The following is a 19,422-nucleotide window of genomic DNA, read 5'->3' as shown; positions in this document are numbered from 1 at the left end:
GGGGGCGGGACAGTCAGGAGGGGCGGGCGACGCCCGTCTCGTAGGCGAGCACGACGGCCTGGACGCGGTCGCGCAGGCCGAGCTTGCCGAGGACGCGCCCGACATGGGTCTTGACCGTCGCCTCCGAGAGCACGAAGCGTTCGGCGATCTCGGCGTTCGTCAGCCCTTCGCCGAGCGCCTCGAAGACCTCGAGCTCGCGCGCGGTGAGGTCGGCGAGGCGCGGGTCGTCCCGGCCGGTCGGTGCCTGGGCCGGGGCGGCGGCGCCGTCCTGCGGGAGCTGGCCGGAGAACATCTCGAGCATGCGGCGCGTGATGCGCGGGGAGACGGCGGCGTCGCCGCTCGCGACGGCGCGGATCGCCCCGACGAGCTCGCCGGGCTTGGCGTCCTTGAGGAGGAAGCCGCTCGCCCCGGCGCGCAGGGCGGCGAACGCGTACTCGTCGAGGTCGAACGTCGTGAGGATGATCACGCGCGACCCGGGCTGGGCGGCGACGATCCGCTCCGTCGCCTCGATGCCGTTCGTGCCGGGCATGCGCACGTCCATGAGCACGACGTCCGGCGTGAGCGCGGACGCCTGGGCGACGCCCGTCTCGCCGTCCCCGGCCTCGCCGACGACCTCGATGTCGTCCTCGGCGGCGAGGATCATGCGGAAGCCCATGCGCAGCAGGGCCTGGTCGTCGACGAGCAGCACCCGGATCGGTGCCCCCGTTCCCGTCATGTGCGTTCCCGTCCGTCGTCGCGTGCGCCGGCCTGGCGGCCGGGGTCGAGGTCGAGGCGCAGGCTCGCCCGCACCTCCCAGCCCGTCCCGCTCGGCCCCGCGGACACGGTACCGCCGTAGACCGCGGCCCTCTCCCGCATCCCGATGATCCCGCGCCCGGTGCCGACGGGGACGCCGGGCGGGTGCTGCTCCGCGACGGACGGCGGGAGCCCGCGCTCGTCGGCGCTCGCGCCCTCCCCGGGACGACGGCCCGCCTGGTTGACGACGCGCAGCTCGAGCCAGTCGGCGCCGGGCTCGGCGCGGCGCGACACCTCGACGAGGACCACGGGGGACAGGGGCGCGTAGCGCAGCACGTTCGTCAGGGCCTCCTGGACGATGCGGTGCGCGGTCTGGCGCAGGGCGGGGCCGGGCGTCGGCTGCGGGCCGGAGCGCACGAGCCGGACGGGCAGCCCGGCGGTGCGGAACCGCTCGACGATCTCCTCGAGCTCGGGCGTCTCGTGCGCGGGCGCGAGGGGCACGGTCTGCTCGCCGCCCGGCTCGCGCAGGACGCCGAGGACGCGCCGCATGTCGGCGAGCGCGGCGCGGCCGGTCGCGGTGAGCTCGTCGAGCGCGTGGCCCGCGAGCTCGGGGTTCTTGGCGCCCGACGCCTTGGCCCCGTCCGCGAGGGCGACCATCACGGTGAGGGAGTGCGCGACGACGTCGTGCATCTCGCGCGCGATGCGCGTGCGCTCGGCGGCGGCGGCGAGCTGCGCCTGCTGGTCGCGGTCGCGCGCGATGGAGTTGGCGCGCTCGACGAGGTCGGACACGTGCTGACGGCGCGCGCGCACGTTCGTGCCGATCGCGAGCGCGACGAGGCAGAGGATGGTGGTCACGAGCATGCCGACGATGCGGTCGACGGTCGCGCGGCCCGGCTCGACGCTCTGGCGCAGGACCTCCCCCTCCGGGGTGGTGACCACGTCGTACCAGAGCAGGGTCGCGCCGGAGAGCGCGAGGACGGTGATCGCGAGCACGGGCCACGCGATGCGCGAGGGCCGCGACGCCGCGACGGCGTAGACGGCGAACATCGCCGCGACCTCGAACCCGGCCGTGTCGCCGGTGACTCCGATGGCGACGACCCCGACCACGGTGAGCGCGAGCGCGACCGTGACGGGCCGACGGCGGCGCCAGTACAGGAGCACGCCGCCGACGAGGAAGAACACGAGCGACAGCGCCGTCGTCCCGCGGGGCTGCGACGCGGTGAGCGCGTACAGCACGCCGGGCACGACGAAGACGGCCACGACGACCCAGTCCATGACGACCGGGTGCCGCGCGAAGTACCGGCGGACGGGGCCGAGCCGGCGCGCGTCGAGCTCGGTGAAGGGAGCGGGCGCGGGGCGCAGGGGGTGGGACGACGAGCCCGGGCTCCCCGGGGCGGCGGGGTCCACCGGCTCCGGGCGCGCCACGGCCGACGCCGGACGAGCGGCCTGCTCGTCCGGCGTCGGCGGGGTGGTGGGCCGGGTGGTCACGCGTCCCGGCGCTTGAGGACGACCGCGGCCGCGGCGACCAGCGCGGCGGTCCAGCCGAGGAGCACGGCGTAGCCGGGCCACGGCGCGATCGTGTCGCTGCCCGACATGTTGCCGCCGAGCACGATCTGCTCGCCGGCGGACGCGGGCAGGGAGTTGTAGAGCGTCTGGACCCAGTCGGCACCGGTCACGCCCATGACGATCCCGAGGACCATCGACAGGACGAAGAACACGGCGACGAGCGTGAAGATCGCCCCCGCGGAGCTGCGGAGCAGCACGCCGACCGCGACGGAGAAGAGCGCGACGGTCGTGAGGTAGAGCACGACGCCGATCAGGGCGCGCTGGTCGTCCGCCGACGAGAAGTCGACGGTCATGTCCTTGCCCGACAGGATCGGGTACGTCACCAGCCACGACAGCCCGACGGCCACGACGGTCGTCACCGCGGTCACCACGCCGACGACGATCATCTTCGCCGCGAGCGCGGGGAGACGGCTCGGCACGGCGGAGAGCGTGGAGCGGATCATGCCGGTCGAGTACTCGCCCGTCACGGTGAGCGCCCCGAGCACGGCCACGGCCAGCTGCGCGAACGTGTAGCCGACGGTGATCACGGTGATGCCGACCCCGTCGGTCGACCCCATGCCGGCCTCCTCGGCCGAGACACCCGCGGACTGCATGGAGGACATGACGGCCGCGAACATGAGCGAGAAGCCCACCATGACGACGACGGTGATGCCGAGCGTCCACCAGGTGGAGCGCAGGGTGCGGAACTTGATCCACTCCGAGCGCAGCACGTGGCCGAACGAGAGGCGGTAGGGGGAGGTGCGGGACGCCGTCGGGCCGGCGCCGGTGGCGAGGGTCGTGGCGCTCATCGCTGCGCTCCTTCGAGGGAGTCGGTGGGGGCCGGTGCGCCCGCGGTCGCGCCCGCGGCACCGTGGCCGATGTGGTTCTGCGCGGAGTCGGTCTGGTACTCGACCGCGTCCGCCGTGAGGGCCATGTAGGCGTCCTCGAGCGTGGACGTGACCGGCGTGAGCTCGTGCAGCACGAACCCCTTCGCCGCGGCGAGCTCGCCGATCCCGGGGGCGTCCGCGCCCGTGACGACGAGGAGGCTCGGCTCGTCGCTCGTGACGGTCGCGCCGTCGCTCGTGAGGAGCTCCGCGAGCTGCGTGGCGTGCGGGGTGCGCACGCGCACCGTGCGCTGCTGCGAGCCGTTGACGATGTCGCTCACCGGGGCGTCCGCGATGATGCGGCCCTTGCCGATGACGATGATGTGGTCGGCGGTGAGGGCGACCTCGCTCATGAGGTGGCTCGAGAGGAAGACGGTGCGGCCCTCGGAGGCGAGGTAGCGCGCGAGGTTGCGCACCCACAGCACGCCCTCGGGGTCCAGGCCGTTGACGGGCTCGTCCAGGATGAGGGTCTTGGGGTCGCCCAGCAGCGCGGACGCGATGCCCAGGCGCTGGCCCATGCCGAGGGAGAAGCCGCCCACGCGCTTCTTGGCGACCGGCTGCAGGCCGGTCATCTCGATGACCTCGTCCACGCGCTTGGTCGGGATGCCGTGGGTGGCGGCCATCGCGAGCAGGTGGTTGTAGGCCGAGCGGCCGGTGTGCACGGCCTTGGCGTCCAGCAGCGCGCCGACCTCGGTCAGCGGTGAGCGGTGCTGGGCGTAGGGGCGCCCGTTGACGGTGACGGTCCCGGCGGTGGGGCGGTCCAGGCCCATGATCATGCGCATGGTCGTGGACTTGCCGGCGCCGTTGGGGCCCAGGAAGCCGGTCACGGTCCCGGGACGCACGGTGAACGAGACGCCGTCCACCGCGGTCTTGGGCCCGTACCTCTTGGTCAGGCCGCGTGCTTCGATCATGACTTCGCCCCTCCGAGGGTCGTTCGTCCGGGATGGTCCTGGTGCACCGCGGGAAGGTCGCTCCGGTCCGGCCGGGCCCCTCACCGCGAGGTACGTCTCGAGCCTACGGACGGGCTCGGCGTCGGGCAGCCACCTTGCGACGTATCTTGCCGCCGTCGTGACCCGGAGTGTGTACGCCGCGCGGCGTACGCGACGTCCCGGCGCGTGGTCCGCTGGTCGGGACTTCGCCCGCGAGGCGCGGAAAACCCACGGGAACAGTGGCCGGGACTCGCACGTTCCCTAGGATGAACACAGGCCAGCGACACCCGACTCGAGGCGAGACGCCGATGACGAGGCCCGCTGAGAGGTAGTGGACGCCGCGACCAGGAGGAGCTCATGAGCAACCCCGTCTTCAACAACAGCGCGGTCTTCGGCGAGCCGAAGAACCGGCGCGGTGGGGCGGCCACGCAGGCCGCGCCCGCCTACGGGAGCCCGCCCGCACGGGGCCAGGGCCCCGCGTACGGCACGCCCCCGCAGGGCGCGCAGTGGGGTGCGTACGGCGCCCAGACCGCGGACGCGGCGCAGCTCGACGCGATGTACAGCGCGCCGTCGGCGACCACGGCGGACACCAAGCGCCTCACGTACGACGACGTGATCATGAAGACGGGCGGCCTGCTCGCGCTGCTCGTCGTCGTCGGGGCGGCGTCGTGGTACCTCACGCCGCAGATGCCGTTCCTCTACCTGCTGGGTGCGATCGCCGGCCTGGTGCTCGGCCTGGTCAACGCGTTCAAGCGGAACCCCAGCCCGGCCCTGATCATCGCCTACACCGTGGCCCAGGGGCTGTTCCTCGGTGGCATCAGCCTCGCGTTCGGCACCATGACCGTCGGCAACGGCGGGAACCTCACGGACATCGTCTTCCAGGCGGTCCTCGCGACCGTCGCGACGTTCGCGGCCGCGCTGTTCCTGTTCCGCTCCGGCAAGGTGCGCGTCACCCCGAAGTTCACGCGCTGGCTGCTCATCGCGATGGTCGGGTACCTCGCGTTCTCGCTCGTCAACGTCGTCCTCGTGCTCTTCGGCGTCCTCGACGGCTGGGGCATGCGCGGCGGCACGATCGGCATCGTCGTGGGGCTCATCGCGGTCGGCCTGGCCGCCGCGTCGCTCATCGTCGACTTCGACTCGATCAAGCGTGGCGTCGAGGCCGGCGTCCCCGCCAAGTTCGCGTGGTCGGCCGCGTTCGGCCTCATGGTCACGCTGATCTGGCTCTACCTCGAGTTCCTGCGCCTCTTCGCGATCCTGCAGAGCAGCGACTGACGGTGGCGCGCAGCACCCGTGAACCGGCACCCGCGGCGGACCTCCCGCCGCGGGTGCCGGTGTTTCTGGCCGGGCTCGTCGTCGCGGCGGCCGCGATGCTCGGCGTCCAGGTCCTCTACATGGTCGTCTCGGGCGCGCCGCCCGCGTGGCTGTCGTTCGCGGCGCTCCTCATCCTGCTCAGCGTCCCGACGGCGGGTGCCGCCGTCGCCTGGCTCGGCACCCGGATCACGCGCGACGCCACGGAGCGCCGCGCCGCGCTCGTGTTCGCGGCGCTCGGTCTCGTGGCCGGCGCGCTCTGGGGATCGCTGCTCGCGGGCGGCATCGCCCGCCAGCTCGCCGACGCCGGCGCGGGCGGTGGCGGTGCGCTCGTCGCGGGTGCGGCCGCCGTCGTCGGGGTCACCGCCGCGGTCGGGGCGGGTCTCGGCCGGCTCGTGGCGCCCGAGGCCTCCGACCGCCCGCTGCTCGTCGTCGTGCTCGGCGTCGTCGTGGTCCTCGTCGCGATCCTGGGTCTCGTCGGCTGACGGACCCACCCCGTGAGTGCGGGAAGGAGCCGCGGTCGGACGTCTCCGCCGCGACTCCTTCCGCACTCAGCGGGTGGGGTCAGGCGGGGAGGCGGCCGGCGGCCGAGGCGAAGCCGAGCCACGTGTGGCGGTTCCCGGCCCAGCACCAGCCGACCTTCGGGGCGCCGCGGCGCTCGCGCCCGTCGCGTCCCGTGCCGTTCGAGATCCAGAGCGCGGGGGTGCGGGTGTCGAGGCGGCCGTCGGGCTTGCGCAGCCGTGAGCCGACCGTCATGTAGCAGTGGTTGCGCGCGAGGACGTCCGGCGCCTGGAGCGCCCAGTGGATCCCCTCGTGCAGCAGGAGCGGCGTCCGGCCGCGCGCCGTGAGCTCCGGCAACGCCTCGTCCGGGGACCAGCTCGCCAGGTCGTCGCCGCGGTCGACGTCCGTCACGAGCGAGAGCGGCCCCGGCGGGACGACGATCCCCTCGATCGGCGCGAAGCGGTCCACGTCCGTCATGTCGACGACGACGAAACCCCCCTTCTCGCCGTCCTTCGCGGGGAGCCGCAGCAGGGGTGCGAGGGCCGACGGCGGCGCGAGCGCCGGGTCGACGACGAGCAGCGCGCCCGCGGGGGCGGTCGCCGCGAGGTCGGCCGCGGCGGCGCGGAACGCGTCCGCGGTGAGGCCGGCGATGTCGTGGACGTCGAGCGCGACGAGGCGCTCGGCCTGGGCGACGACGTCGGGCAGCGGGGGGAGCGCGGGCGGCGCGGAGGCCGTCGCGGGGGACGCGGGACGGGTGGCGGCGGTCGTGGGCTCGGGCACGAGTCACCTCTCGGTCGGGGATGTCGGCGTCCTCAACGTTCTACACCGTACGGGAATTCCCGTCGCGAGCCACCTCACGCCCGGCGTCGGTCGGGACGGCGTCCGGTCGAGCACGCGCGCGGCGCCGGATCGGGGATGATCGGGGCATGAGATACGCAGAGCACGTGTCCGAGCTCGTCGGCGGTACCCCGCTCGTCCGGCTGTCCCGTGTCACCGCAGGCCTCAGCGCGACGATCCTCGCCAAGGTCGAGTACGTGAACCCCGGCGGCTCCGTCAAGGACCGCATCGCGCTGAAGATGGTCGAGGCCGCGGAGGCGTCGGGCGAGCTCCGGCCCGGCGGCACCATCGTGGAGCCCACGTCGGGCAACACGGGCGTCGGCCTCGCGCTCGTGGCGCAGCGCAAGGGGTACGACTGCGTCTTCGTCTGCCCGGACAAGGTGAGCCAGGACAAGCGCGACGTGCTGCGCGCGTACGGCGCGCGCGTCGTCGTCACGCCGACCGCCGTGGCCCCCGACCACCCGGACTCCTACTACTCGGTCTCCGACCGGCTGGTCCGCGAGATCCCGGGCGCCTGGAAGCCGAACCAGTACGCGAACCCGAACGGCCCGGCGTCGCACTACGAGTCCACCGGCCCCGAGGTCTGGGCCGACACCGACGGTCGCGTGACGCACTTCGTCGCCGGGGTCGGCACGGGCGGCACCATCACCGGCACGGGCCGCTACCTCAAGGAGGTCTCCGCGGACCGCGCGGGCTCCGCCGGCGGTCGCGTGCGCGTCGTCGGCGCGGACCCGGCGGGCTCGGTCTACTCGGGCGGCGACGGGCGCCCGTACCTCGTCGAGGGCGTGGGCGAGGACTTCTGGCCGGCCGCCTACGACCCGGCGGTCCCCGACGAGGTCATCCCGGTCAGCGACGCCGACTCGTTCGCGATGACCCGGCGCCTCGCGCGCGAGGAGGGCCTGCTCGTCGGCGGGTCGTGCGGCATGGCGGTCGAGGCGACGCTGCGGCTCGCGCGCCGGCTCGAGGAGGAGGACCCGGAGGCGGCCGCGCGGGCCGTCATCGTCGTCCTGCTGCCGGACAGCGGGCGCGGCTACCTCTCCAAGATCTTCAACGACGCGTGGATGCGGTCCTACGGGTTCCTGCCCGACGAGGAGGGCGTGACCGCGGGCGACGTGCTGCGCGCGAAGGACGGCCGCCTGCCCGACCTCGTGCACACGCACCCGAGCGAGACGGTCCGCGACGCCATCGAGATCCTGCGCGAGTACGGGGTGTCGCAGATGCCCGTCGTCGGCGCCGAGCCGCCCGTGAAGAGCGGGGAGGTGGCCGGGTCGGTGAGCGAGCGCGCGCTGCTCGACGCCGTCTTCTCCGGCCGCGCGTCGCTCGCCGACCGCGTGGACCAGCACATGGAGCCCCGCTTCCCGCTCATCGGCGCGGGCGAGGGCGTCGAGGCCGTGCGCACCGCGCTGCACGACGCCGACGCGCTGCTGGTCGTCGAGGACGGCGACCCGGTCGGGGTCCTCACGCGGCACGACCTCCTGGGGTTCGTCGCCGCGCGCTGATCCCCGCCGGGTCCGGCGCGCGCCTCAGGCCCCGGCCGGCGGGCGCGCGAGGGACGCCAGCCCGGCGAGGAGCGCGCGGACGTGCAGGTCGAAGCTGCGGTCGAGGTCGTCGGGCAGGCGGTAGCCGCCGCCGAGCTCGAGCGCGACGAAGCCGTGCAGGCTCGCGCGCACGGACCGGACGGCGTCGACCGTGCGGTCCTCGGGCAGGTCGAACCCGCGCAGCACGGCGGCGACGACCTGGACGCTGCGCCCCGCGGCCGCCGACAGCGCGGCGTCCGCGGGGTCGTCCGGGTCGGGGGCGACCTGCACGGCCGCGTACCGGCCAGGGTGCGCCCGGGCGTACCGCCGGGTCGCGTGCGCGAGGGCGGCGACGGCGTCGGGCCCGGCGAGGCCGACCGTCGCGTCGGTGAGGGCGCGCGTGTAGTCCCCGACGGCGACGACCGCGACCTCGCGGCGCAGCGCGGCGAGCGAGCCGACGTGCTTGTAGAGGCTCGGCGTCGCGACGCCTGCCTGCGCGGCGACCTTGGCGAGCGTGAGGTCGGCGAAGCCCGTCGGGCCGCCGGCGTCGACGAGGTCGAGCGCGATCCGGACGACGGCGTCGTGGGACAGCCCGGCCCTAGCCACGCGCGTCCTCCGACCGCTCGGCGCCCGGGCGCGCGTCGCCGTCGGGCAGCCCGGAGAGGAAGCCGAGGGTCGCGGCCACGACCTCCTCGGGGGCCTGGAGCTGGGGGTAGTGGCCCACCTCGGGCAGCAGGAGCGTGGTCGCGCCGAGCGCCTGCTCGGTCCACGCGGCCTCGGCGGCCGGGTCGGCGTAGTCGGGGTCGAGCGCGCCGTAGACCGCGAGCACGGGCGCCTCGACCTGCGCGACGCGCGGCTCGACGACGCGGTGGTCGAGCTGGAGGGTGAGGTCCCGGAAGGAGCGCAGGCGCCCCGGCTCGGAGAGGTTGGCGCGGATCGCGGCCTGGTGCGCGGCGAGGCGCGCGGGGGTGCGGCCCTTGTTCAGCGAGCCGTAGAACGAGGCCCAGAACGCCGCGCCCCACGGCCGCGCGAGCGCGACGCGGTAGAGCACGCGCATCGCGCGGAGCCTCGCCGGGGACGACGGCTCGCGCAGGAACCCGTCGAGCAGGACGAGCCCGCGCACGAGGTCGGGGCGCTGGGCCGCGGCGACCACGGCGGCCGACGCCGCCATGGAGCTGCCCAGCAGGACGGCCGGGCCGGCGCCCAGGTGCTCGACGAGCGCGACGTAGTCGGACGCGGTCGCCTCGTCGCCGTGCGTCGCGAAGGTCGTGTCGCTGTCGCCGTGGCCGCGCAGGTCCATGACGACCACCCGGTGGCCCCCGGCGAGGAGGTGGGGGACCACGTCGTCGTAGGTGGCGCGGAGGTCGCCCATGCCGGGTGCGGCGACGACGAGCGGGCCGGAGCCCTGGTCGGTGTAGGCGAGGCGTCCCTCGGTGCGGGCGAGGTGGCGCACGGTCGGGTGCTGGCTCGTGGTCATAGCCTTGAGGCTAATACCATTAGCCAACGAGGACAAGAGTTTCGGCGATCGCGCCCGGCCGGCTCGGGGCGACCCGCGTAGGGTAAGGAGACCCGCGCCCGCGCGGGCCTTCCTGCACCCGACGAGAGGCAACCTCGTGACCGACCAGCCCACCCTCCCCACCGCCTCGGGATCCTTCGGCGAGAAGCCGACGCTCACCTTCCCCGAGACGGACGCGCCCAGCGGTCTGCAGGTGGTCGTGCTCACCGAGGGCGACGGCCCGGCCGTCACGTCGGGGCGCAACATCGTCGTGCACTACCTCGGTCAGACCTGGGGCGGGCACGTCTTCGACAACTCCTACGACCGCGGCGACACCATCGCCTTCCCCATCGGCGTCGGCGCCGTCATCGGCGGCTGGGACAAGGGCCTCGTGGGCCAGAACGTCGGCTCCCGCGTGCTGCTCTCGATCCCGCCGGAGCACGGCTACGGCCAGCGCGGCGTGCCGCAGGCCGGCATCGGCGGCACGGACACGCTCGTCTTCGTCGTGGACGTCGTCGACGTCCAGTGACCTCCTGAGCGCGGGGTGCCCGTCGTCGCGGTGACCACCCACGACGGGCGCCCGCCGCTCAGCGCCGCACGGACCGCGTCACCGTGAAGCGCGGGTCGCGCGCGACCTGCGTCGTGGGCCCGACCGCGCGCTCGAGCGCGGGACGGTACCGCAGGTGCGAGTTCCACACGCACCACAGCTCGCCGCCCGGTCGCAGCACGCGCCCCGCGGTCGCGAACATGCGGTGCGCCGCGTCGGTGCGCACCGCCGCGCCGTCGTGGAACGGCGGGTTGAGCAGCACGACGTCGGCGCTCGCGTCCGCGAGGGTCGCGCCCGCGTCGTCGCGCACCGTGCGCACGCGGTCGGCGACGCTGTTCTCGCGCGCCGTGAGCGCGGCCGAGCGGACGGCGGCGTCCGAGCGGTCGGCGGCGACCACCCGCGCGTCGGGCCAGCGCCGGGCCGCCCACGCGGCGAGCAGGCCCGTCCCGCACCCGAGGTCGACGACGTCGCGCGGCGCCGCACCCTGCCCGCCGGGGGTCGGTCCGTCGTCGGCGCCGAGCCGGTCGAGCAGGAACCGCGTGCCGAGGTCCAGGCCCGCGCCCGCGAAGGCGGCGCCGAACGCCGCGACCCGCAGGCCCACGTCGGCCAGGTCGGTGACGACCGGGTAGGTCAGCGGGCGCGCAGGCCGGGGCGCCGACGCGACGAGCACGCGGGACTTGCCCCGGGCGAGGCTCGCGCGCACCTCGCCGAACGACTCGGCGAGGACGTCGTTCATCGCGCGCGTCATGTGCTTGACGCGCGCGCTCCCGAGGAGCACGACGTCCGGCCCGGCCTCGCGCGCGACGTGCTCCGCGACGTCGCGCAGCGCCGCGAGGCCGCGGGGGAGCCGCAGCAGCACGACCCGCGCCCCGGCCAGGAGCCCCGCGTCGAGGCCGTGGCGGTCGTACGCCGTCGCCGTCCCCACCGCGCGCGCGTTCGCGTCGAGCGCCGCCTCCGCGGTGCACGCGTCCTGGTGGACGCGCACGCGCCCCCCGGCGGGACCCGCCCCGGTGAGCAGCGCCGCACCCAGGGTGAGGGCGCCGTACCGGTCGTCGACGACGGCCACGGCGCCCGGCGCGACGCCGGCGAGCAGGGGCGCCGCCTCGTCGAGCAGCAGGCGGTCGGCCGGGTCGACGGCGACCGGTGCGTCCTCCCGGTCCGGACCGACGTCGTGGGTGCGCAGGCGCTCCAGGAGGGCGGCGAGGTCGGGCGAGGTCGTCACCGCCCCAGTCTCCCCGACGCCCGGTGGTCGCCGCGCCGCGCGCCCGGCGGAGCGCTACTGTGCGACTGCGGAGAGCGAGGAGGCACCCGTGGACGTCCCGCGAACCCTGGTCGAGTCCCGTGCCGTCGGGCGCGCGCTGCGCGACCGGGTGCCGCGCCGCACGCAGGGCGCGCTGCTGCTGCCGGAGCGCGACCCGGTGGCGATCGTCGAGGAGCAGAACCGCGACCGGCTCCAGGACCTGGTCCCGCTGCGGATCGGCCGGATGCTCGAGTCGCCCTTCGCGTTCTACCGCGGCACCGCCGCGACCATGGCCCACGACCTGCGCGACGGCCCCCGGACCGGCGTCCAGGTCGTCGCGTGCGGGGACGCGCACGTCTCCAACTTCGGGCTCTTCGCGTCGCCCGAGCGGCGGGTCCTGTTCGACCTCAACGACTTCGACGAGGCGTCGGACGCCCCGTGGGAGTGGGACGTCAAGCGCCTCGCGGCGAGCATGTACGTGGGCGGGCGGGACAAGGGCCTGGCCGAGCACGACTGCGCGGACGCCGCGCGCGGCGCGGTGCGCGGGTACCGCGAGACGCTCGCCGAGGCGTTCGCGCGCGACGCCCTCGAGCGCTACGCGTTCCTCGTCGACACCGCGGTCATCGAGCCCCTGCTGCTCGACGGCGGGCGCGAGGAGCTCGAGCGGACCGTGCGCAAGGCGCGGCGGCGCACGTCGGAGCAGGTGGTGCGGAAGATCACGAGCCGGACCGCCGACGGCCGCACGCGGATCGTCGACCAGCCGCCCGTCACCCAGCACGTGGACACGGCGAGCGTCGACGAGCTCACGACGCTGTTCGAGGCGTACCGCGAGCCGCTGCGCGCCGACGCCCGGCTCCTGCTGAGCCAGTTCAGTGTCGTGGACTTCGTGCTGCGCGTCGTGGGCGTCGGGAGCGTCGGGACGCGCTGCTACATCGTGCTCCTCGAGGGGCCCGCGGGGGAGCCGCTCGTGCTGCAGGTGAAGGAGGCGACGTCGTCGGTCCTCGCGACGTACGGCGGGATGGTCGACGCGCTGCCGTCCGGGCTCGTGCCCGCCGGCGCCGTGCCCGCCCAGGGCCGCCGGGTGGTCGCCGCCCAGCGCATCCTGCAGGCGCAGTCCGACCCGTTCCTGGGGTGGACGACCGTCGAGGCGCCCGACCGCACGGGCCGCCCGCGCGTCGACTTCTACTGGCGCCAGTTCCGCGACATGAAGGGGTCGGTCGAGCTCGGCCGGCTCTCGGCCTCGCAGTTCGTGCGGTACGGGGAGCTGTGCGGGCGCGTGCTCGCCCGCGCGCACAGCCAGTCGCCGGGCGCGCGCGTGGCGCACGGCTACCTCGGCCGCTCCGACGTGTTCGACGAGTCCCTCGCACGGTGGTCGCGCGCGTACGCGGACGTCGTCGAGGGGGACTACGCCGCGCTCGAGGCTGCCGTGACGAGCGGCCGCCTCCCGGCCGAGCGGGGCGTCTGAGCCGGTCCGACGGCGGTGGACGGCCACCCGCGCGCCCGACGGCCGCCCGTACGCTGGGCGCCATGACGGACGACGCCGGTCAGCCCGGCCCGCACGCCCCCGCGCCCGCCGAGGCGCCTGCGGAGTCCTCCGCGCGGGCAGAGGCTCCGACTGCGCCCGAGGCGCGCGGGACCGCGCGCGTGGCGGTCGAGTACTGCACGCAGTGCCGCTGGCTGCTGCGCGCGGCGTGGGTCGCGCAGGAGCTCCTGCAGACGTTCCGCACGCGCCTGGGCGAGGTGGCCCTCGTGCCCGGCACGGACGGCGTCTTCCGCGTCACGCTCGACGCCGGGGACGGGCCGGTGCTGCTGTGGGACCGCCGCGTCGACGGCGGGTTCCCCGAGATCCCGGACCTCAAGCGGCGGGTGCGCGACGCCGTCGCGCCCGACCTGTCGCTCGGCCACACCGACCGCGCGGCCACCGCGACGGACGCCGCGACGGAGGCACCGCGCCCGGACTGAGGCCGGTCGGGTCGCTCCGGCAGATGCGGTCCCGCAGGACGCGGCTCAGCCCTTCTTCGCGCGCGCGGCGGCGAGCCGCTCCTCCTCGGCGCGGACCTTCTTCTGCACCTCGCGCTCGGCCGTGAGCCACTCCGGCGGGTCCTGGCGCAGCGCGTCGATCTCGTCGGTGGTCAGCGGCTCGGTGAGGCCGCCGCGCGTGAGGCCGGAGATCGAGACGCCGAGCCGGCCCGCGACCACGGGCCGCGGGTGCGGGCCGTTGCGGCGCAGGTCCGCGAGCCACTGGGGCGGGTTCTTCTCCATCTCCTCGAGCTGGGCCCGGGTGATGGTGCCCTCCTGGAACTCCTGCGGCGTGGCGGGCAGGTACACCCCGAGCTTCTTCGCCGCGGTGGCGGGCTTCATGGTCTGCGCGGACTGCTTGGGGGTCATGGGCTCCAGGGTAGTCGGCCGGTCGGGTGCCGGCGGCCCGCGGTCGGGCGCGCGGCGGGCGTCCGGCGGGCCTGCGACGGACCGGAGCCGGGCCCGGTGCACGTCGCGCGGGAGCGCGCGGGACCGCGCGCCTAGGCTGTCCGGGTGGACGACGACGCGGGCACGGCTCCCGAGGCAACGACCGACGGCGGCGGGGACGACGGGGCCGGCCGCCGGTTCCGGCTCGCGTACGTCCCCGGCGCGACCCCGGCCAAGTGGGTGCGCACGTGGCGCGAGCGCCTCCCCGACGTGCCGCTCGAGCTCGTCGCCGTCGAGCCCGGCGACGCGGAGCGGGCGCTGCGCGACGACGAGGCCGACGCCGCGATCCTGCGCCTGCCCGTCGACCGCGACGTGCTGAGCGCGATCCGTCTCTACGAGGAGGCGCCCGTCGTGCTGGTGTCACGCGACCACCTGCTCGCCGCCCTGGAGCCCGAGGAGCCGGTCGCGCTCGACGACCTCGCCGACGACGTGCTGCTGCGGCCGCTCGACGACGTCGTGCCGTGGGCGGGCGAGGCCGGGTCCCCGGACGACGCGCCGCAGCCGCCGGGGCGGCCGGCCGACGAGCGGCCCGCGACGACCGGCGACGCGGTCGTGCTGGTCGCCGCGAACGTCGGGGTGGCGGTCGTGCCGCAGTCGCTCGCGCGCCTGCACCACCGCAAGGACGTCACCTACCGCCGCCTGGAGGGGGCGCCGTCGGCCCCCGTCGCGCTCGCGTGGGTCGCGGACCGCGACGACGACCTCGTCGAGGAGATGGTCGGGATCGTCCGGGGCCGCACGGCCAACAGCTCGCGCGGGCGTCGGGCGACGGCGCCCGCGGAGGACGCCGCGCCCGCCCGCGAGCGCCGCGACCGCGACGCGCGCGGTGGCGCAGGCCGCGGCGGAGCGGGCGCCGGTCGTGGGGGAGCGGGCGGCGGGCGCGGCGGGGGCGGCGCGCAGGGCCGCGGCACGCCGAAGGGCCGGGGCGCGCGCGGTCGGGGCGGGAAGCGGCGGTGACGGCTCCGCCGTCCGCGCCGCAGGCTCCGGGTGGCCCGGTCGAGCTCGTGCTGCTCGACGCGGTGCCCCCGGACGAGCGGGGCCGGCTGCTGGCCGCCGCGCTCCGGCTCCGGCTGGGGCCCGGGCAGGAGGAGTTCGTGCCGCCCGCGGCCGACGTCGTCGCCGCCGCCCACGCCGACCCGGGCCGGCACCTGCTGGTCGCCCGGCCGCCGGGCGGCGACCCCGTCGCGCTCGGCGTGCTGCACCCCGGCGGTGCCCCGGCCGAGGTCGCGGCGCTGCTCGACGGCGTCGCCCCGGACGACGTCGTGCTGTTCCGCGGCTTCCTCGTCGACGTCGCGGCGCAGGGCGGCGGCGTCGGGTCGCGCGTCGTGCGGGACCTTCCCGGCGCGGTCGCGGCGCTCGCGGCGCTGCGCGGGCGGACGACGCCGTACGAGGCGCTCGTCCTCACGGTCAACGACCGCAACGCCGCGGGGCGGCGCGCGTACGCGCGCGCGGGGCTGCGCGACCGCGGCGCGTACCTCGGAGGGAGCGCCGGGCCGCAGCGGGTCATGGCGCGCGCGCTCGCAACATAGGCATTGACTTATATAAGCGCAGTATGAAAGATGGGGGTCATGGAAGCGTTCGACGTCCTCGGCGACCCGGTCCGTCGTCGGATCCTCGAGCACCTCGCGCACGGCGAGCAGCCCGCCGGCGAGATCGCGGCGCGCGTGGGGGAGGAGTTCGGCATCAGCCAGCCCGCGGTGTCGCAGCACCTGCGCGTGCTGCGGACCAGCGGGTTCGCGTCGGTCCGCCCGGACGGGACCCGGCGCCTCTACGCGCTCGACCCGGCGGCCCTCGACGAGGTCGAGGACTGGGCCGCGGGCCTGCGCCGGTTCTGGGAGCAGCGGCTGGACGCGCTCGGGACCGAGCTCGCCCGGGGTGCCCGCGAGCGCCGTCGGGCGACGGCACCCGGCGCCGACGAGGACGACGAGCGCCCCACCGACACCACGAGGAGGACAGCATGAAGGACTTCATCGCCGAGCTCGAGGCCGCGCGGCGCACCGTCGGGACGGGAGACCTGCCCGCCGGTACGGCACGGGTCGTCACCATCGAGCGCACCTACCCGGCCGACGTCGAGGACGTGTGGGACGCCGTCACCGACCCCGAGCGCATCCCGTGCTGGTTCCTGCCCGTGACGGGCGACCTCCGGGTCGGCGGCACCTACCAGGTCGAGGGCAACGCCGGCGGCGAGATCCGCGCGTGCGAGGCCCCGCGGCTCCTGCGGCTCACGTGGGTCATGGGTCCGCCGACGCCGGAGGACTCGTCCGTCGTCGAGGTCCGGCTCGCGCCCGCGCCGGACGGCGGCACGACCCTCACGCTCGAGCACACCGCCGTCGTGCCGCCGGAGATGTGGGACCAGTTCGGCCCGGGGGCGGTCGGCGTCGGGTGGGACGGCGCGCTGCTGGGCCTCGGGCTGCACCTCGACGGCGGGGCGACGCTCGACCCCGAGGCCGTCCTCGCGAGCCCTGAGCTGCGCGCGTTCAACGCCGCGAGCAGCGAGGCGTGGGGAGCGGCGCTCGCCGCGGCCGACGGGCTCGACGCGGACGACGTCGCCGCCCGCGTCGCCGCCACGACGGCGTTCTACGTCCCCGCGGACGAGGACTCCTCCGGCACCCCGTAGGGCCGCCCCCGCGGTCGCCGGTCGGCGGTCGCACCGGGGGCGCTGCGAGGTACCGCCCTGGGGGGACGCCCCGCGGCGGACGTCCGCCGCGGGGCGGATGTTCACCCGTGGTTCACCCGGCATACCCTCGTCCGATGACTTCGCCCGATTCGTCCCGCACCACGACCCTGCCCGATCCCGTCCCGACGCGTGACGAGAGCGACGGCGCGCCGGCCGGACCCACGGCCCCCGAGCCGTCGTCCGGGCTGGCGGGGCAGGCGCTCGTGGCGCTGTCGTGGCTCGTCGGGGCGGCGCTCGTCGTCCTCGTCGCCCGGATGCTGCGCGGGCCGAGCGAGTCCCTCTACCTCGCCGTCACGGCGCGCACGGCCGAGCTCCCCGGGACGGAGCTCGTCGCCGAGGGCGGCGTGCTCGTGCTCGTGGCCTGGTGCGCGCTCGTGGCCTGGCGCTCGCGCCGGGGCGGCCCGCCCGCGGTCGCGACGACGCTCGTCGCCGGCGTGGGCGCCGTCGCCGCCTACGCCGCGAGCGAGGCCGTGAAGTCGCTCGTGCGGCAGCCGCGCGGCTGCTGGGAGCTGGTCGAGGTCGCGCACTGCCCCGCGGCGGGCGACTGGTCGTTCCCGAGCAACCACACCGCGATCGCGTTCGCCCTCGCGACCGCCGTCGTCCTCGCCGGCGCGCCGGCCGTGCGGGTCCCCGGCGCCGTGCCGGCGCGGCACGCGAACCGCTCCCGCACGCGCGATCTCGCGGTTTGGGTCGTCGTGCCGGCCCTGCTGGCCGTGGCGGTCGCGGCGGCCCGCGTCGCCCAGGGCGTGCACTTCCCGCACGACGTCGTGGCCGGCGCGGCCGTGGGCGTCGCCGTGGTCGTGGCGGCGGTGACGGTGCTCGCCGGTCCCGCCACGACGGCCGTCGCGGCGGCGTGCCGCGTCGACGGGGTGCGCCGCGTGCTGCTCGCCCGACCGTCCTGACCGCGCCCGCGGGCGGCGCCGTCAGCGCGGCGCGGTGACGAAGACGTCGAACAGCTCCGGGTGGTGGGCGTGCACGAGCACGGCGAACACCACGACGTCGAACAGCAGGTGGACGGCCACCACGTAGGTGAGCGACTTGCTCCAGGAGAAGATCCAGCCCTGGACGAGCGCGAACGGCACGGTGAGCAGCGGGCCCCACTCGCGGTAGCCGAGCTCCCAGAGGAACGACACGAAGACCGTCGCCTGCAGCAGGTTCGCCGTCCACACCCCGAAGTGCTCGCGGTACAGCGCGAAGACCACGCACACGAAGAACAGCTCGTCCCAGATGCCCACCGCGTTGACGCCGACGAACAGGCGCGCGATCTCCGCGCCGCCCGTGATCGGCGGCCAGTTGAGGTACGCGCCCGACCCGATGAAGTAGAACGGCAGGATCAGGTAGCCCGCCACGACGACCACGACCAGGTACACGACCTGCCCCCGCGTCCAGCGGCGCCCCGTCGCGACGGGGAACGTGACGGCGTCCTCGCGGAAGACGACGCGGGACAGCGCCCACGGGACGAGCACCGCGAGGGAGAGCACGACGGCGAAGCGCACCATGCCGGCGTCGGACAGGTCGGCCTTCAGCGAGATCGTCGAGATGATCCCCATCCCGACGCCGACCAGCGCGAGGTCGCGGCCGAGGCGCCGGTCCACGAGCAGCCCGAGCGCGACCCCGAGGACGAGCGGGACGTACCCGAGCGGGCGCGCGTGGACCGCGAAGAGCAGCACCGCGGAGCCGGACACGAGGACCGCGGCGAGCAGACGCAGGGGCGACCCGACCGCCCAGGGCGGCCGGGCGGCGTCGGGCAGCGGGCTGAGCGCGGGGGAGGTCACGCGCACACGGTGCCACGACCCGCGGGCCCGGGCGCGCGCCGCCGCGCCGGGACCGGGCCCCGACGGGGCCGAGACCAGGCCGCGGTCCGGGACGCTACAGCTCCTCGTACACCGCCGGGTCCTGGTCGTTCGTGCGCCCGTCCGGCCGGGCGAGCCCCGTCAGGGCGTTCATCTCGTGCGTGGTCAGCTCGAACGAGAAGACGTCGAGGTTCTCGCGCTGACGCTCCGACGACGACGCCTTCGGCAGCGGCACGACGCCGAGCTGCACGTGCCAGCGCAGGATCGCCTGCACCGGGGAGACGCCGTGCGCGGCCGCGACCTGCGTGACGACCGGGTCCTGGAGCAGGTCGTTCGCGCGACCGATCGGGCTCCACGCCTCCGTGACGACGCCCCGCTCCGCGTCGGCCGCGCGCTGGAGCGGCTGCGGGAAGTACGGGTGCAGCTCGACCTGGTTCACGACGGGCGTCACGCCCGTCGCCGCGATCACCGCGTCCAGGTGCTCAGGCAGGAAGTTCGAGACCCCGACGTGCCGGACCAGGCCCCGGTCGCGGCACTCCACGAGCGCCTCGTACGCCTCGACGTACCGGCCCACGCGCGGGTTGGGCCAGTGCACGAGATACAGGTCGAGGTAGTCCAGGCCCGTGCGCAGCACAGACTCCTCGACCGTCCGGACGGCGTCGTCGTGCGCGTGATGACGGCCGGGGAGCTTCGACGTCACGAGCACGTCCTCGCGCGCGACGCCCGAGCGGCGCACCGCCGCGCCCACGGCGCCCTCGTTCTCGTAGCTGAACGCGGAGTCGACGAGCCGGTATCCCGCGTCGATCGCGCGCGCGACGGCGTCCGCACCCTCCTCGCCCTGGAGCCGGTAGGTGCCGAGGCCGATCGCGGGGATCGTCGTGCCGTCCTGCGCCGCGAGGGTGGGGATCGTCATGGGCCCATCGTGCGGGCGACCCCGGCGGCCCCGCACCTCGG

The 19,422-nt window shown here is 75.8% G+C and carries 22 protein-coding genes; 11 read left to right on the top strand and 11 right to left on the bottom strand.

Features of this window, described 5'->3' with window-relative positions; all coding sequences use genetic code 11:
• Positions 1-13 precede the first annotated feature (13 nt).
• Genes B9L22_RS14315 through B9L22_RS14300 form a run of 4 tightly spaced genes read right to left on the bottom strand, consistent with a single transcriptional unit; the run spans position 14 to position 4,072 of the window.
• Entirely contained in the window at positions 14-715 is a 702-nt protein-coding gene (locus tag B9L22_RS14315; protein ID WP_086150877.1) for a response regulator transcription factor, read from the bottom strand.
• Positions 712-2,220, bottom strand: coding sequence for a sensor histidine kinase (locus B9L22_RS14310; protein ID WP_143317315.1), 1,509 nt, complete (start codon positions 2,218-2,220; stop codon positions 712-714). Before B9L22_RS14310 ends, B9L22_RS14315 begins: the two co-directional genes overlap by 4 nt.
• Entirely contained in the window at positions 2,217-3,086 is an 870-nt protein-coding gene (locus B9L22_RS14305; RefSeq protein WP_034655509.1) for an ABC transporter permease subunit, read from the bottom strand. The genes B9L22_RS14310 and B9L22_RS14305 overlap by 4 nt, the downstream gene beginning before the upstream one ends.
• On the bottom strand, positions 3,083-4,072 hold the full coding sequence (locus B9L22_RS14300; RefSeq protein WP_021482324.1) for an ABC transporter ATP-binding protein: 990 nt from the start codon (positions 4,070-4,072) through the stop codon (positions 3,083-3,085). Before B9L22_RS14300 ends, B9L22_RS14305 begins: the two co-directional genes overlap by 4 nt.
• Before the next feature lie 375 nt (positions 4,073-4,447).
• On the opposite strand from B9L22_RS14300, the gene B9L22_RS14295 reads away from it, so the two are divergent.
• Complete coding sequence (locus B9L22_RS14295) at positions 4,448-5,362, top strand: Bax inhibitor-1/YccA family protein (protein ID WP_086150875.1); 915 nt, start codon at positions 4,448-4,450, stop codon at positions 5,360-5,362.
• A 53-nt stretch (positions 5,363-5,415) separates the two neighbouring features.
• Positions 5,416-5,883, top strand: coding sequence for a hypothetical protein (locus B9L22_RS14290; protein WP_143317313.1), 468 nt, complete (start codon positions 5,416-5,418; stop codon positions 5,881-5,883).
• A 79-nt stretch (positions 5,884-5,962) separates the two neighbouring features.
• Here the strand turns inward: B9L22_RS14290 and B9L22_RS14285 are convergent, their stop codons facing one another.
• Positions 5,963-6,679, bottom strand: coding sequence for a DUF5701 family protein (locus B9L22_RS14285; protein ID WP_233140142.1), 717 nt, complete (start codon positions 6,677-6,679; stop codon positions 5,963-5,965).
• Positions 6,680-6,825: 146 nt separating this feature from the next.
• Between B9L22_RS14285 and B9L22_RS14280 the strand changes: the two genes are divergently transcribed.
• Positions 6,826-8,235, top strand: coding sequence for a cystathionine beta-synthase (locus B9L22_RS14280; RefSeq protein ID WP_086150874.1), 1,410 nt, complete (start codon positions 6,826-6,828; stop codon positions 8,233-8,235).
• 24 nt (positions 8,236-8,259) lie between these two features.
• Here the strand turns inward: B9L22_RS14280 and B9L22_RS14275 are convergent, their stop codons facing one another.
• Together B9L22_RS14275 and B9L22_RS14270 are read right to left on the bottom strand one after the other, a co-directional pair.
• A complete protein-coding gene (locus B9L22_RS14275; RefSeq protein ID WP_086150873.1) occupies positions 8,260-8,859 on the bottom strand; it encodes a TetR/AcrR family transcriptional regulator in 600 nt (199 codons plus the stop codon).
• Complete coding sequence (locus B9L22_RS14270) at positions 8,852-9,730, bottom strand: alpha/beta fold hydrolase (RefSeq protein ID WP_086150872.1); 879 nt, start codon at positions 9,728-9,730, stop codon at positions 8,852-8,854. Before B9L22_RS14270 ends, B9L22_RS14275 begins: the two co-directional genes overlap by 8 nt.
• A 136-nt stretch (positions 9,731-9,866) precedes the next feature.
• On the opposite strand from B9L22_RS14270, the gene B9L22_RS14265 reads away from it, so the two are divergent.
• Positions 9,867-10,277 carry an FKBP-type peptidyl-prolyl cis-trans isomerase gene (locus B9L22_RS14265; RefSeq protein ID WP_009864026.1) on the top strand — a complete coding sequence of 137 codons (411 nt, stop codon included), beginning with the start codon at positions 9,867-9,869 and terminating at the stop codon, positions 10,275-10,277.
• A 58-nt stretch (positions 10,278-10,335) separates the two neighbouring features.
• Here the strand turns inward: B9L22_RS14265 and B9L22_RS14260 are convergent, their stop codons facing one another.
• Positions 10,336-11,517 (bottom strand): class I SAM-dependent methyltransferase, encoded by a 1,182-nt coding sequence (locus B9L22_RS14260; protein ID WP_233140140.1) that lies wholly within the window; start codon positions 11,515-11,517, stop codon positions 10,336-10,338.
• Positions 11,518-11,605: 88 nt separating this feature from the next.
• Here B9L22_RS14260 and B9L22_RS14255 point away from each other — a divergent pair, with 88 nt between their 5' ends.
• Complete coding sequence (locus tag B9L22_RS14255) at positions 11,606-13,000, top strand: DUF2252 domain-containing protein (protein WP_198947307.1); 1,395 nt, start codon at positions 11,606-11,608, stop codon at positions 12,998-13,000.
• A 62-nt stretch (positions 13,001-13,062) separates the two neighbouring features.
• A complete protein-coding gene (locus B9L22_RS14250) occupies positions 13,063-13,497 on the top strand; it encodes a SelT/SelW/SelH family protein (RefSeq protein WP_086150871.1) in 435 nt (144 codons plus the stop codon).
• Positions 13,498-13,542: 45 nt separating this feature from the next.
• On the opposite strand, the gene B9L22_RS14245 is transcribed toward B9L22_RS14250, so the two are convergent.
• A complete protein-coding gene (locus tag B9L22_RS14245; RefSeq protein ID WP_034650386.1) occupies positions 13,543-13,923 on the bottom strand; it encodes a DUF5997 family protein in 381 nt (126 codons plus the stop codon).
• Between the two features lie 144 nt (positions 13,924-14,067).
• Between B9L22_RS14245 and B9L22_RS14240 the strand changes: the two genes are divergently transcribed.
• The 5 genes from B9L22_RS14240 (at position 14,068) to B9L22_RS14220 (ending at position 17,577) form a co-directional block, all read left to right on the top strand.
• Entirely contained in the window at positions 14,068-14,955 is an 888-nt protein-coding gene (locus B9L22_RS14240; protein ID WP_086150870.1) for a substrate-binding domain-containing protein, read from the top strand.
• Positions 14,952-15,527, top strand: a complete 576-nt coding sequence (locus B9L22_RS14235) for a hypothetical protein (RefSeq protein ID WP_086150869.1) — start codon at positions 14,952-14,954, stop codon at positions 15,525-15,527. The genes B9L22_RS14240 and B9L22_RS14235 overlap by 4 nt, the downstream gene beginning before the upstream one ends.
• A 39-nt stretch (positions 15,528-15,566) precedes the next feature.
• Positions 15,567-15,959, top strand: a complete 393-nt coding sequence (locus tag B9L22_RS14230) for a helix-turn-helix transcriptional regulator (RefSeq protein ID WP_186381269.1) — start codon at positions 15,567-15,569, stop codon at positions 15,957-15,959.
• Positions 15,956-16,615: an SRPBCC family protein gene (locus B9L22_RS14225; RefSeq protein ID WP_086150868.1), complete on the top strand. Its 660-nt coding sequence runs from the start codon at positions 15,956-15,958 to the stop codon at positions 16,613-16,615. The genes B9L22_RS14230 and B9L22_RS14225 overlap by 4 nt, the downstream gene beginning before the upstream one ends.
• A 134-nt stretch (positions 16,616-16,749) precedes the next feature.
• The gene (locus tag B9L22_RS14220) at positions 16,750-17,577 is read left to right on the top strand and encodes a phosphatase PAP2 family protein (RefSeq protein ID WP_086150867.1); all 828 of its coding nucleotides are present in this window, start codon (positions 16,750-16,752) and stop codon (positions 17,575-17,577) included.
• 21 nt (positions 17,578-17,598) lie between these two features.
• Here B9L22_RS14220 and B9L22_RS14215 read toward each other — a convergent pair whose 3' ends face one another.
• Both B9L22_RS14215 and B9L22_RS14210 read right to left on the bottom strand, forming a co-directional pair.
• A complete protein-coding gene (locus B9L22_RS14215; RefSeq protein WP_086151019.1) occupies positions 17,599-18,426 on the bottom strand; it encodes a CPBP family intramembrane glutamic endopeptidase in 828 nt (275 codons plus the stop codon).
• A gap of 118 nt (positions 18,427-18,544) precedes the next feature.
• Positions 18,545-19,381: an aldo/keto reductase gene (locus B9L22_RS14210; protein ID WP_086150866.1), complete on the bottom strand. Its 837-nt coding sequence runs from the start codon at positions 19,379-19,381 to the stop codon at positions 18,545-18,547.
• Between the last annotated feature and the right edge of the window lie 41 nt (positions 19,382-19,422).

Origin of the sequence: Cellulosimicrobium sp. KWT-B, assembly GCF_002127155.1 — a bacterium.
Taxonomy (GTDB): Bacteria; Actinomycetota; Actinomycetes; order Actinomycetales; family Cellulomonadaceae; genus Cellulosimicrobium; species Cellulosimicrobium funkei.
The sequence above is the reverse complement of the archived record's forward strand: the minus strand, read 5'-3'. Positions and strand labels throughout refer to the sequence as shown.

Bases quoted from the DNA above. Each gene is read 5' to 3' on its own strand.
- B9L22_RS14315 (WP_086150877.1), bottom strand. From the start codon at position 715: ATGACGGGAACGGGGGCACCGATCCGGGTGCTGCTCGTCGACGACCAG.
- B9L22_RS14305 (WP_034655509.1), bottom strand. From the start codon at position 3,086: ATGAGCGCCACGACCCTCGCCACCGGCGCCGGCCCGACGGCGTCCCGC.
- B9L22_RS14300 (WP_021482324.1), bottom strand. From the start codon at position 4,072: ATGATCGAAGCACGCGGCCTGACCAAGAGGTACGGGCCCAAGACCGCG.
- B9L22_RS14295 (WP_086150875.1), top strand. From the start codon at position 4,448: ATGAGCAACCCCGTCTTCAACAACAGCGCGGTCTTCGGCGAGCCGAAG.
- B9L22_RS14280 (WP_086150874.1), top strand. From the start codon at position 6,826: ATGAGATACGCAGAGCACGTGTCCGAGCTCGTCGGCGGTACCCCGCTC.
- B9L22_RS14270 (WP_086150872.1), bottom strand. From the start codon at position 9,730: ATGACCACGAGCCAGCACCCGACCGTGCGCCACCTCGCCCGCACCGAG.
- B9L22_RS14250 (WP_086150871.1), top strand. From the start codon at position 13,063: ATGACGGACGACGCCGGTCAGCCCGGCCCGCACGCCCCCGCGCCCGCC.
- B9L22_RS14245 (WP_034650386.1), bottom strand. From the start codon at position 13,923: ATGACCCCCAAGCAGTCCGCGCAGACCATGAAGCCCGCCACCGCGGCG.
- B9L22_RS14230 (WP_186381269.1), top strand. From the start codon at position 15,567: ATGGAAGCGTTCGACGTCCTCGGCGACCCGGTCCGTCGTCGGATCCTC.
- B9L22_RS14225 (WP_086150868.1), top strand. From the start codon at position 15,956: ATGAAGGACTTCATCGCCGAGCTCGAGGCCGCGCGGCGCACCGTCGGG.
- B9L22_RS14220 (WP_086150867.1), top strand. From the start codon at position 16,750: ATGACTTCGCCCGATTCGTCCCGCACCACGACCCTGCCCGATCCCGTC.
- B9L22_RS14210 (WP_086150866.1), bottom strand. From the start codon at position 19,381: ATGACGATCCCCACCCTCGCGGCGCAGGACGGCACGACGATCCCCGCG.